Source organism: Planococcus liqunii, assembly GCF_030413595.1.
GTDB lineage: Bacteria > Bacillota > Bacilli > Bacillales_A > Planococcaceae > Planococcus > Planococcus liqunii.
Genome location: NZ_CP129238.1, coordinates 2082278 through 2095142, shown reverse-complemented (window position 1 = coordinate 2095142; position 12865 = coordinate 2082278). Strand labels below are relative to the sequence as shown.

11 protein-coding genes are annotated in these 12865 nt (G+C 47.8%); 6 read left to right on the top strand and 5 right to left on the bottom strand.

What is annotated here, in order from left to right; translation table 11 throughout:
- The first annotated feature begins 727 nt into the window (after positions 1-727).
- From QWY22_RS10590 to QWY22_RS10565, 6 genes are all read left to right on the top strand, one after another.
- Positions 728-1222, top strand: a complete 495-nt coding sequence (locus QWY22_RS10590; protein WP_300980852.1) for a hypothetical protein — start codon at positions 728-730, stop codon at positions 1220-1222.
- A gap of 628 nt (positions 1223-1850) precedes the next feature.
- Complete coding sequence (locus QWY22_RS10585; protein WP_300980851.1) at positions 1851-4565, top strand: winged helix-turn-helix domain-containing protein; 2715 nt, start codon at positions 1851-1853, stop codon at positions 4563-4565.
- A gap of 193 nt (positions 4566-4758) precedes the next feature.
- The gene (locus QWY22_RS10580; RefSeq protein WP_300980850.1) at positions 4759-5007 is read left to right on the top strand and encodes a DUF8691 family protein; all 249 of its coding nucleotides are present in this window, start codon (positions 4759-4761) and stop codon (positions 5005-5007) included.
- 46 nt (positions 5008-5053) lie between these two features.
- Positions 5054-5767 (top strand): hypothetical protein, encoded by a 714-nt coding sequence (locus QWY22_RS10575; protein ID WP_300980849.1) that lies wholly within the window; start codon positions 5054-5056, stop codon positions 5765-5767.
- Between the two features lie 135 nt (positions 5768-5902).
- Positions 5903-6619 carry a DUF4386 domain-containing protein gene (locus tag QWY22_RS10570; RefSeq protein ID WP_300980848.1) on the top strand — a complete coding sequence of 239 codons (717 nt, stop codon included), beginning with the start codon at positions 5903-5905 and terminating at the stop codon, positions 6617-6619.
- A gap of 28 nt (positions 6620-6647) precedes the next feature.
- On the top strand, positions 6648-7616 hold the full coding sequence (locus QWY22_RS10565) for an NAD(P)-dependent alcohol dehydrogenase (RefSeq protein ID WP_300980847.1): 969 nt from the start codon (positions 6648-6650) through the stop codon (positions 7614-7616).
- Positions 7617-7990: 374 nt separating this feature from the next.
- On the opposite strand, the gene QWY22_RS10560 is transcribed toward QWY22_RS10565, so the two are convergent.
- From QWY22_RS10560 to QWY22_RS10540, 5 genes are all read right to left on the bottom strand, one after another.
- The gene (locus tag QWY22_RS10560) at positions 7991-8464 is read right to left on the bottom strand and encodes a hypothetical protein (protein ID WP_300980845.1); all 474 of its coding nucleotides are present in this window, start codon (positions 8462-8464) and stop codon (positions 7991-7993) included.
- 221 nt (positions 8465-8685) lie between these two features.
- Positions 8686-9414 carry a GDSL-type esterase/lipase family protein gene (locus tag QWY22_RS10555; protein ID WP_300980844.1) on the bottom strand — a complete coding sequence of 243 codons (729 nt, stop codon included), beginning with the start codon at positions 9412-9414 and terminating at the stop codon, positions 8686-8688.
- A gap of 230 nt (positions 9415-9644) precedes the next feature.
- Positions 9645-10742 carry a Gfo/Idh/MocA family protein gene (locus tag QWY22_RS10550; RefSeq protein WP_300980843.1) on the bottom strand — a complete coding sequence of 366 codons (1098 nt, stop codon included), beginning with the start codon at positions 10740-10742 and terminating at the stop codon, positions 9645-9647.
- 12 nt (positions 10743-10754) lie between these two features.
- Complete coding sequence (locus tag QWY22_RS10545) at positions 10755-11498, bottom strand: ThuA domain-containing protein (RefSeq protein ID WP_300980842.1); 744 nt, start codon at positions 11496-11498, stop codon at positions 10755-10757.
- A 34-nt stretch (positions 11499-11532) separates the two neighbouring features.
- Entirely contained in the window at positions 11533-12693 is a 1161-nt protein-coding gene (locus QWY22_RS10540) for a Gfo/Idh/MocA family protein (RefSeq protein WP_300980841.1), read from the bottom strand.
- Positions 12694-12865: the final 172 nt, after the last annotated feature.

Sequence of the window (12865 nt, the reverse complement as noted above, 5' to 3'; positions counted from 1 at the left end):
GGGCTAGCTGAGATCGATCAGCATATCGCATTGCCACCCTCTTGTTGTAAGTAATCAGGAAGCAGCTGAGGATTTGCATAAGAGTTATCAAGGGCTGAGTTTTGGAAAGATATTAAAGAAGTTGAATCTGTTAATTAAAAAGATGAAAAAAAGAGTGTCCATATGGGCGCTCTTTTTTGTTAGCGGTTAACAAATTACAGCTGAAAGATCATAACTACTTAATCAATATTTCGACTTTTATGGAGCTTGTTTGAACATATAGTTATAAAAATTAAAATATTCTGAACTATATGTTAAAAATAAAGCTTAGAGGTTAAAATCTAATTATGCTTAAGCCACCCGAGAGTTAAAGTACTACAGAATTGCTCAAACAACACGGAGGTGATTTTTTGACAAATAACTGATAGAGAATCACTTAGCGTATTAAAAAATGACAAAGCTGCACATAATTAGGCTCTAGAATTGTCAGTGAAAGCAAGAGATTACTATTCTAAAAGTCCTGAAGATATATAAGAATATGATAGTCCACATCGCAGTGTCTAATTGTAATAGAATATTCAAATGGTAACTTGGAAGTTACTACTTGAGCTAGAAATAAAATAATCGAATGAAGATTCAGTTTTTAAAATAAATTGAAAATCAATCTAATAAATTATGAAGAGAAATATTTCTCTGCCCTAAAATAATTACATTGAATTCTTTTCAAGGAAGACGGAAGCCTGGTTAAATGAGTGATATGCAAAGTGCCAAAAAACTCCAGCAAGTTCCCGTTGATGAAATAAAATTCACTTATAAAATATACTCTCAGAAAGGGGCAGAAGACATGGATAATTGGTTTACCGACTTATACGGCGAAGAGGCCTTCAAGGACTGGATGGAGGAGCTGACCGAAAAGGGGCTGTGGGACGTGAACAAACATGGCGAGAAATACCTGATACGGGTCAGTGAACAGGAAGGGACGCTCATCATCGCTCTCTACGACCGCGAGACGGGCGAAGGGTATTACCGGATGTTTCCGGTGGGCGGATTCGACATGGAGAAGCGCAAAGTGATCGCCGAAAAGGCGCTCGCCTATGTGGAGGAAGATTTGCCAATCATGTGGAAGGAAATCATCTCTCCGCTGATCGGCGGGTACTGGGAGGACGAGGAGTGGGATGTCACCATTGTCCATAATATCGACCGCTCACGTATCAATCCTGGTTACCGTAATTATCTCAAATAAGAATAAAAAAAGCCATCCTGTGCTTAACACAATTCAAGATATATAATAAAAATGCATGAAGAATCTAATCAAGCTTGCAATAAAGCGGATTCCTCATGCATTTTTATGGTAAATGACAACTTGTCATAATTAAGGTATTTACAGGGGAAATTTGAGAACCGCTGGTATAATGTGAAATACAATGAACTCATGTTTGAGGTTAACCATAGATGTTCCAATGCATAAATCTTAAATCTCTTTCTGACTCTGCTCCTCCGTATACTTTCTGCGTGTTTCCTACAGTGTTTCCCCTATTTCTTCATGAACTGTGAATACATATGTTTGGATGCTGAACCAGCCATACAACCCTTTTCCCCATTTCTGCATCGATAAAATTCTTCATGAAAGTCTACAAGGTCGTTCTCTAAAAGAACGGCTTTTTCAATGCGGTTTTTGATTTGAGCGCGTCTCCAGGTCTGATGAGACCCTTTTTAGCATGGCATCAATTTTAATCAGCACCCGCGTGGTCAATATTTTTTTACTTTTGTTGGGTGTATTTTTGTCCAAGAAATTTACGTAATAATCGGCGTGATCGTTTAAAGGAGAAATCTTGATGTGAGGAAGAATATTTTCATGGTAAAATAGAATTATGAATATTCCAATTTTATCGACCAAACTTTATATTCCACAGCCACGGCCAAACAGTGTCCAGCGGCCACGTCTGATTGAACGGCTTAATGCTGGATTGGATCGCAAACTGACGCTTATCGCTGCCTCCGCCGGGTTTGGCAAGACGGCGCTGATTAGCGAATGGGCAGCCGATTGCGGCCGGAGGGTCGCATGGTTGTCGCTGGACAAAGGGGATAGTGACCCTGTACGCTTCTTGTCTTATTTTATTGCAGCATTGCAGACGATTAAGGAAGACTTTGGAACCGGCGTGGTGGATTTGCTTCAATCCCAGCAGCCACCGCCAATCGAATCGGTTCTGACGGCTCTGATCAATGAAATCTCGGCCATTTCGTTCAAATTCATCCTTGTTCTTGATGATTTCCACGTGATTGATTCCAAAGAAATAAATGAGGCTCTCAGCTTCTTGCTCGAACACCTTCCGACACAGATGCATTTGGCCATCGCCTCACGTGAAAACCCGCCGCTTCCCTTGGCCAGGATGCGTGCAAGGGGGCAACTGAACGAATTGCGTGCCGCCGACCTGCGCTTTACTCCCGATGAAACGGCCCTGTTCCTCAAAGGGATGATGCGCTTGAATCTCACAGCTGATGAAATTACGGCGCTGGAGTCGCGTACCGAAGGCTGGATAACCGGGCTTCAGCTGGCAGCACTTTCGATGCAGGGGCGCAGTGACATTCCAGCATTTATCCAGGCATTCGCCGGAGACAATCGGTATATCGTGGACTATCTGGTCGAAGAGGTTCTGCAGCTGCAGCCAAACCATGTCCGGGCCTTTTTGCTTCAGACCTCCATTCTTGACCGGTTAAACGGGCCACTTTGCGATGCCGTCACTGGCCGGCAGGATGGGGCCGTTCAGTTGGAGGCGTTGGAGCAGGGCAACTTCTTCGTTGTTCCGATGGATGAAACTCGCCACTGGTATCGCTATCATCACCTTTTTGCCGAAGTTCTATATGCGTATTTAAAGGAAGAGCAGCGGGCCCAATTAGCTGATCTGCACTTGAGCGCGAGCACGTGGTATGAAATACACGGCTTTTCGGCTGATGCGATTCGCCATGCACTTGCCGCCGAAGATTTTTCCCGGGCGGCGGGCTTGATTGAGCTGGCTTGGGCAGATATGCGCAGGAATCGCCAGGAAGCGGCGATGCTCGGCTGGCTGAAAGCAATTCCCGATGAGCTTGTCCGCCAGAGGCCGGTCCTTAGTGTAATTTATGCCTGGGCGTTATTGTCGGCCGGTGAGATCGCGACAGTAGAGGAGCGGTTGCAGGACGCTGAACGGTGGCTGGAAATGGCTGATGCGCATGAAAAAACCGAATCTTTTTTGGATGGCATGGTCGTCGTAGACAAAGACGAATTTCGCGGGCTCCTGAGCTCAATCTCTCTTTACCGTGCCGCAAATGCTTTGGCGCAGGGGGACATATCCGCTGCCATGAAAAACGCCCGGCGGGTTCTCGGCCTCGTCCCTGAAACGGATCATCTCCGGCGGGGAGCGGCAGCCGGTCTTTTGGGGCTTGCCTACTGGACAAGCGGGGAACTCGAGACGGCACACCATACTTATTTCGATGGCATGGCAAATTTACAGCTGGCCGGCAATCTATCTGATGTCATTGGGGGATCAATCGCTTTGGCTGATATCCGGATTGCCCAAGGCCGGCTTCGCCAGGCAATGCGAGTTTACGAGCGCGGATTGCAGTTAGCGGTGGAACAGGGCGAACCTGCCATGCGGGGAACGGCAGATATGTGGGTGGGAATGAGTGAGCTTTGCCGGGAATCTAACGATTTGCCAAAAGCCTTGAAGCATTTAATGAAAAGCAAGGAACAAGGTGAGCATACCGGTTTCCCGCAAAACCAATACCGCTCTTGCGTCGCCATGGCCCGCATAAAGGAAGCTCAAGGAGATTTCGACGAGGCGCTCCAACTTTACACAGAGGCAGAACAGCTGTATGTCAGTGACTTTTTCCCGAACGTCCGGCCCATTGCAGCGTTAAAGGCACAGGTGTGGCTTAAACAAGGGAGGCTGGACGACGCTCTCGATTGGATGCGGGAGCAGGGTCTATCCGTCGACAACAGCCTGAGTTACTTGCGTGAATTTGAGCATATCACCATGATCCGAGTGCTTTTGGCCAGCTATGCGAGTGGGCTCGCAGACCATCGCTCTTTGCCCGTGGCAATAGAATTCCTGGAACGCCTCCTCAAAGCTGCAGAAGAAGGCGAAAGGATGGGGAGCGTAATTGAAATCCTGATTGTGAAGGCGTTTGCCGATCAGCTGGAAAGCGGCACCTCTGCCGGACTTGTGCCCCTGCAGCGAGCACTGTCCCTGGCAGAGCCGGAAGGATATGTCCGCGTCTTTGCAGATGAAGGTCCTTCTATGGCGGCCTTGCTTGAAGCGGCCCTAAAAAAGAGGATTGCCCCGCACTATGTCCGTCGCCTGTTAACAGCTTTTGGCCAGACAGAACCTAACGTGCCTGCTAAACAGCCTTTAAGCGAACATTTGAGTGAACGCGAACTTGACGTGCTGAGGCTGCTTCGAACCGACATGAGCGGCCCTGACATTGCCCGGGAGCTTACAGTCTCCTTAAACACGCTGCGGTCCCATACCAAGAACATTTACGGCAAACTCGAAGTAAACAACCGCCGTGCAGCCATCCGCCGGGCTGAGGAACTCGGATTGTTTTGATGAGAATGCACCCCTTCCTATCCAGGCGGATTTGAACTGCACCGGAATCGTTAGACCCAAGTCTAGCAATTCCGGTGCAGTTTTTTTGTTTTTAAATTTATTCTTTTTATTTGATAAATCACCACATATGGTGATGTGCTCTCACCACATGCACGTGTATCTTTTAATTTAAGAAGAGAAAAGGAGGCGCAAAATGAACGGGGAAAAAGAAGCAAGCAATGGCTACGAGACGCCAGAATTGTATGAAATTCGCCTCAAAGGACATCTGAATGACCGGTGGGCCGACTGGTTTGAGGGCTTTTCCTTCACCCTTGAAAGCGACGGAACAACCATTCTCTCCGGTGCAGTAGCGGATCAGGCAGCCTTACATGGTATGTTGCGGAAAATACGTGATCTGGGGCTTCCTTTAATTTCAGTTATTCAGGTTGGGAACAACCAGTAAAGTTTGAGAGATAACAACAAAAATCAATCGTAAAGGAGACGAACTCATGAATACACATCAACAAGTTACGGTTTATAAAGAAAACATACAGGCTGACGTTGACCAAAAATCTGCGGTTAAGGCAAAAGGAAAATGGAAGTTAACGGCTTTGGCTCTTTTCCGCGGGGCAGGGTTGTCAGCTATGGTGGCAGGTTTCTTTTATGTGCTCATTCAAATGATCCACCCGCCTGAACTTCTCTCGACGGTCACGTCTGGCGCATGGGCAAACGTCCACTATTTAACTTTTGCCATGTGCCTTTTCTGGCTGCTGGGCATGGTGGGTATTTACGTGAAACAAGCGGAAAAGGCCGGGTGGCTGGGCCTTGCTGGTTTTCTTCTGTTTAGCCTCTTTTTGGTACTCTCAGCTTCCTTCAATTTCGCCGAAGCCTTGATCATACCGCTGCTAGCGGCAGACGCACCGAAATTTGTAGAAGGCTTCCTGGGGATTTTCAGTGGAGCGGGAAGCGAAGTCAACCTTGGAATTCTTGCAGCAATCGGGCCAGTAGGCGGGATATTGTATTTGTCCGGAGGCGTAGTGTTTGGCATCGCTACATTCCGCGCAGGTATCCTGTCGCGCTGGGGTGCCGCCATATTTGCCTTCGGGGCAGTGGCATCTTTGGGAGCTGCCGTGCTCCCTCACGAACTGGCAAGGCTGATGGCCGTGCCAATGGGAATCGGCATCGCTTGGCTAGGCTATTCGCTGTTGACGCACCGGCGATAAAAAGCTAAAGAAATTTTTCGTGTTTTGGGAAACCTGTATTTTTTCAATGGAATGACAAGCGGCAAAAAGGCCGTTTGCCTCAATGTGTTTGGCACAAGATGGCCGCAGTCTCTTTTGATAGAAAGGAAGAGGAACATGAATTCATCCAAAAGAACGGCGAAACTTATTGGTGTTTTGTTTATTCTTGCAGCAGTTTCGGCCATAGCAGGGGTTCTTTTATACAATCCCATTTTGAATGGTCCGGATTACCTGATTGAAGGCTCCAGCCACGCCAACCAGGTGTTGCTCGGCGCCCTGATGGAATTGATCCTGGTGGTATCAGCCATTGGTACGGCGACTACGATGTTTCCCATTTTGCGGAAGTACAATGAAACCATCGCACTTTGGCACGTTTGCTTCCGTTTTCTAGAAGCGGTTGTCATCACCATCGGAATAGTCAGTGTGCTCGCTCTCTTGACATTAAGCCGTGAATTTGCAGCAGCAGGAGCTCCGGATGCCGCCTCATTTCAAGCTGCCGGAACTTCCTTGATTGCCATACACGACTGGACTTTCATGCTCGGGCCGCTTTTTTTCCTCGGCATCAATACGATCATGTACAGTTATATCTTTTATAAATCAAAGCTTGTGCCGGCGGCTATCGCCTACTTAGGCATGTCGGGTGCCGTACTGGTTTTCATCTGTGCCTTGCTGGTCATGTTCGGCGTTATCCAACAAGTATCATTAGTTGGAGGTCTGTTGGCGCTGCCGATAGCAGTTTATGAAATGACCTTAGCGGTGTGGCTCATCGTGAAAGGCTTTAATGGTTCAGATGTTGTTCCCGAGGATGAAAAAACAACTGTACCTGTCTATTAGCGTCCGCCTAAAAGAGGAGAGTTGCAAAATGAAAGCACTTGTCGCAACGAAATACGGTTTGCCTGAAGTTCTCCGGTTCAAAGAGGTCAAAAAACCTTCGCCTAATGACAATGAAGTGCTGATAAAAGTCTGTGCGGCTTCCGTAAACTCATGGGACTGGGATCTTTTAAGAGGGAAACCTTTATTGACCCGGATAGGAGGGCTTTTTACACCGAAATACCCAATACTTGGCGCTGACATTGCGGGGCAGGTCATAGCGGTGGGCAAAAGTGTAAAGCAATTTTTTCTGGGCGATGAGGTATATGGCGATATTTCAGGAGCCGGATGGGGCGGTTTTGCCGAGTATGTATGTGTCCGAGAAGATGCATTAGCGTTGAAGTCAGCCCACATGACAAACGAACAGGCAGCTGCTATTCCTCAAGCAGCAGTGCTCGCTTTGCAAGGGCTCCGCTATAAAGGAAGGATAAGCAAAGGGCAAAAAGTTTTGTTAAATGGTGCCGGCGGGGGAGTCGGTACGTTTGCGGTGCAAATCGCGAAATCATTTGGTGCGGAAGTGACCGCTGTGGACAATTCAGGGAAATTGGCGATGCTGCGTTCGATTGGTGCAGACCATGTCATTGATTATACAAAAGAAAACTTCACTGAAAATGGAGAGCAGTATGACTTGATCTTGGATGTTGTCGCGAATCGCTCGATTTTCGATTGTAAACACTCTTTAAAACCGAAAGGCCGCTATGTCGTAATTGGAGGCAGAACGGCCCGAATTATTCAGTTTGCGTTTTTGGGTCCATTGGTTTCACGAATGACGAAAAAGAAGATGGGAATCCTCATCCATCTTCCAAACCAACAGGATTTAAACGTGATAAAAGTGCTTTTCGAAAGGGGCAAAATCGTGCCTGTTATCGATAAAAGCTATCCATTGTTCCAGGCCGCCGATGCTCTCCGGTATTTTGGCGAAGGGCAAGCTAAAGGAAAAGTGGTCATCACGATGGATTAAAAAGTATGTATCTTTTATTGGCGTGTTTATCTTGTAACCGCCTTCCTGTAATGAACAAAATCCAAGCCCACAATAGTAATGCAATTGGAATTCAACAAAGTCGGTAATAGATTTTACAAGGAATAGAAAGACCGAGTGCCGGTACACCGGGTCATTGCAGTTCAGGCCGCGAAAGAGCGGCTGGTTAAAATGAAGATGTTTAAGCAAAAGAAGTAACCATCCACCATCCGTTTAAAGGAGGGGCTGGTTACTTCTTTTTGTAGTGGCAAGTGCAACGATTATTAGCGCTTCCGGGGAATTGTTCACTTGAAAAGCCTAATGCTTTCCAAGTTCACAAAATCCGCTTTCCCTGACTTCCTTATAAAATGCTTCTATTATTTAACGGTTTCCATAGGAATATGCTGGGCTTCGAAGAACTCGGCGACAGCTTCTGTGGTAACAAAAGAAGGAATCGTGAATTTTCTTTCGCTGCCGTCATTCAAATAGATTCGAAGCGTCCCGTTAGCAGTGCCCGCAGTGTGGAATGTCGATTGGGTCTTCATCTCTACTTTATTGATGGCTGAGAAATGGATATCAAAATTCTTACTGCTATTGAGCAGGCTTTGTGGATTTTCGCTCATTTGGCGATCGATTGCCGCTTCTCGCTGTTCTTTTCTTTTATGGAAAAATAGCTTTCTTGAAAGCATCATGGCAAGCCCTACAACCAACGGCATCGACTCATCGCTTGCCTCATCATAAAATTGGCCGCCAACTTTAGCGAATAAAAAAGAAGATTCAGTTGAATAAACTTTATAATACCTGTCTAGTGCCATCGTGCTAGGCGCTAATAAGTGAATGGATTGGTGCATTGTTTTTCCCCTTTTGATATGCGATTTGAGAGATAGTCTTATTTCTTCATTAGTATGCATCAGAAAATTAAGGAAATAAAGTAATATTTTAAAAATAGTTTACAAAATTGATCATTTAGTGAGCAGTATTAGTCTTGAGTTAAATAAGTTGAAATAATGCTTGGTTTGTCTGCTGGGCTTCAAGAAAGTGAAAAAGCATTGCCGATTGGGCAATGCTTTTTTTAATCAGTATTTATAGCCTCCAGCCCGATTTCAGCAAGTACAGCTTGTCCTTCTTCTGTTGGATGAATATCGCCGGGGATGATATAGTCTTCCTGTTTGCCGTTGAAAGCTGAATAGGCATCTATCAGGTAGACATTCTCAGAGCTTTCAGTAACCTCTCGGAACGTGGCGTTTACTTCAGGGAGAAGGGCTTCACCGATTTGGTGCATGGAATTGCCAGGCGGAAAAGGATTGTAAATGTTATAAAGAAGGATTTGGGCGTCTGTCAGTGACTGGATCTCTTCAATGAGTTCACCGATTTCATCGAAGACAACGCTATTCCCAAGCTCTTGCCTCAGTAATACTTCTACTTGTCCCGGGTTGTCTGCACCGGTAGTTTCAGCAAGCCGGAGGATTTCAAGCAGATCGTTGCTGCCGATTGTCATGGCAATCACGTCTGCGTCTTGGACCCTTTGCCGGTATTCTTGGTCTCCGCGAAGAGCTTCCATGACCTGAGCGGTTTGCCAGCCTGAGACGGCAAGGTTCTGCACTTCGAATCCGGCATCTTCACCAATCAAGTGCGGATAAGCCGACTGGCCGCTGTCTTCGAGGTTGGCGCCATATGTGATGGAATCGCCTAAAGCGACGAGTGTTTCCTGCTCGGCGTCTTCCTGTGAACAGGCGCAGAGCAGGACAACGGCTGATAAGGTGAAAAGGGCATTCCTGCCGATCCGCTTGAATTTTGCCATAGTGTTTCTCCTTTTATGTTTTCTACAATATATCATGAACGTCAAACCGTTTCTCTTTCATGGAGCACTTCGAGGAAATCTTCTTGGCTAAGGGTGAAGGTTTTCGCCGTAAATACCCAAAGGAAATCAGGAGAAAGGCAAAATGAATAAAAGAATGGCGAAATTCATCCGTGAAAAGACGAATTTCACCATTCTTTTTTAGATTGAAGAAGTATCAATAACCAAACAGCTTACTTGAAAACCCGTTCGCTAATCGAGAATGCTTCCGGTTTCGTACATGAGCTCTCCATCCGGTAATAAGCACTATCCCGCGACGAAATCAAAAAGCCGTGCATCGCTTCCAACACGTGATAAGCGAGCGCTCCGTTCGCACGGTGCGTTTCGCCGTTCAGTATGGCATGGGCCATATCCGCGACGCCGATGCCGCGGGCGTTGTCTTGGAAACTGGAGACAAGAGGGATGTCGGTAAAGTCTTCTTGGTCTTTTTTGCGCAGCCGCACCGGTCCGCCGAATGTATTGGGATCCGGAACGAGCAAGGTGCCTTCGCTGCCGTAGATTTCAATCGGCGGAAGCGTGGAGCCGCCGAACGCGTCAAAACTGGATGTAAGGGTACCGATCGCACCGGATGCAAAATCGATCGTTCCGGCAATATGAGTTTCGGTTGAAACCTCGATTTTCTGTCCGGCGTTCGGTTTGCTAAGGATGGTGCGTTCCGGATAACTGATGCGTGCGGATCCAGCAATGCGGTCGATGGGGCCGAGCAGCGCGATCAAAGCGGTTAAATAATACGGTCCCATATCAAACAGCGGGCCGCCGCCTTCTTCGTAGTAAAAAGCAGGGTTCGGATGCCAGTGCTCGTGCCCGCGGCTGATGACGAATGCTGACGCGCCGATTGGGACGCCGATGTCCCCATTTTGGATCAACTGCAGAGCCGTTTGGATGCCCGCTCCGAGGAACGTATCCGGGGCGCTGCCGACCAGTAAGCCTTTTTCTTCCGCTTTGTCCAACACAAGTTTTGCTTCCTGCAGACTGATGGCCAGCGGTTTTTCAACGTAGACATGTTTGCCGGCTTCCAGCACTTGAAGGCAAACTTCCGCATGTACATTGGGAAGTGTTAAATTAATAACCAAATCGATTTCCGGGTCATCCAGCAATTCCTGAACGGTACAGGCTTTCGGAATTCCGTATTGCGCGGCTTGTGAGCGGGCGCGTTCCAAGTCCAAATCTGCGCAGGCCACAAGCGATAAATGGTTGAAGGCCGGGATATTTTCCATGTAAATAGAGCTTATGTACCCGCAGCCGATGATGCCGATCTTGAATGTGCTCATGCTGTTCCTCCCTTACTGGCTGTCGCCCATGCCGGTGTAGATTTGAGTGTTGCCAGAAGCTGCATAGCTTCCGTTGTTTGAATCTCCGTAGAGCGTTTTGCCTTCAGCTGCCCAAAGAAACCCTTTTTTCATGATGAACGATACTTCAGGCATCGCTACAATGTCCGCCACATGTCCGAGCGAATTATAGAAGACGCGGCCAACGCCCCAGCGCTTCGTCCAGACAACCGGCATGTCGACAGCTTTGTTCAACCTATGCGGACCGTCCGCCACGGGGAAGCGGGTAGTGGCCAGCACTTCAACGGCCGGGTCGACGTGCAAGTAGTATTGTTCGCTGACGACTTTGAAATCATCCAATCCTTCCAAAATCGGACTTGAAGAATGTTTGACGTTGACCGTGTATTCAACGCCGTCGTTGCCAGGATGCGCCACCCAGTTGCCTCCGGTCATAAACTGCCAGTCGACGTTTTTGCGGAATGAATCGCACATGCCGCCGTGGCTGCCGGCGAGCCCAACTCCGCTGATGACAGCTTCCGAAACGTTGCGCACGTATTGCGGGTCGATTTCACCCATCGTCCAGTGCGGCACAATCAAATGAAGCGCTTTCAATTTTTCGGCGTCTGCATATGCGTCAAGCGTATCGGATATTTCGACATCAAAATTTTCGGCAACGAGTAGGTCTTTGTAAATTCGGGCAACTTGTTCCGGCTCATGGCCATCCCATCCGCCTTGGACAATCAATGCTTTTTTCTTCATATTCTTAGCACTCCTATCGGTTCAAGTTCGGTTATCAAAGGCTTGTAACGTCAATCCACTTTCTTTCTCGTACGGAAAGTTCCACGGCTTCCAGCACTTGCTGGCATTTGACGCCGTCGTTGAAATTCGGAACCGGCTGCCGGTCTTGCTCGATGGCGTCCAGAAATTCGACGAACGCGTGTGTGAAGGTATGTTCATAGCCGATCGGATGTCCGGCAGGCCACCAGACACCGGAATAGGCATGCGCCGGATCGGTTGCCAGTACGCGGCGGAAACCTTGTACATCTTCTTTATCGTCGGTGAAGTAAACTTGCAGTTCGTTCATCCGTTCAAAATCAAAAATGACGCTGCCTTTGGAGCCATTGATTTCGAACGAATTGGTGCTGCGATGGCCGGTCGCGAAACGGGTCGCTTCAAAACTGCCAAGTGCGCCGTTTCCAAAACGCGCCAAGAACAAAGTGGCATCGTCGACGGTGACGGGGCCTGTTTGCGATGGGTTTCCGCTCGTTGCCGATAAACCGCCAGTTTCTTCCGGCAGCGGGCGCTCTTTAATGAAGGTTTCGCTCATGCCGATCACTTCAGTGATATCACCAATCAAGTAATGGGCCATGTCAATCAAATGCGCCCCCAAATCGCCGTGGGCACCAGAACCGGCAATTTCTTTTTGCAGGCGCCAGGCAAGAGGGAAGTCCGGATCCACCAGCCAGTCCTGCAAAAACCAGGCACGGAAATGATAGATGTCGCCTAAGCGGCCTTCGTCAATCAGTTTCTTCGCCAGCATGACGGCGGGCGCAAAGCGGTAATTAAAGCCGACCATATGCTTGACGCCTGCATTTTCTGCCGCTTCCAGCATGTCGCGTGAATCCTGGAGTGACAGTGCCAGCGGTTTTTCACAGTAGAGGTGTTTGCCGGCACTGGCTGCCGCAACGGCAATTTCCTTATGCGCGTTGCTCGGGGCGTTGATGTCGATCAAGTCAATATCTTCCCGAGAAACAAGCGCTTTCCAGTCCGATGTGTGTTCTGCCCAGCCGAATTGTGCAGCGGCCGCTGATACGGCTGCGGTATTTCGGCCACAGATCACTTTCATATTTGGCGTGATGCGGTCCGGAAAAAACATCGGCAACGCACGGTATGCGTTGCTATGCGCCTTGCCCATGAATTTGTAGCCGACCATGCCAATATTTAGCTTAGCCATTTCTTCATCCCCATTCTTTGTTTAATGATTAAACAAACACATTTTTATTTTCTCGAATAGTTAATATTCTGTCAAATTTAAGTGTTTAGTTCTCCATACCCTGAAAATTGCAGCGAAACAAATGGATTTATAAACTTTAGATTGTTTTCCGTAAAGAACGCTATAATTAAGC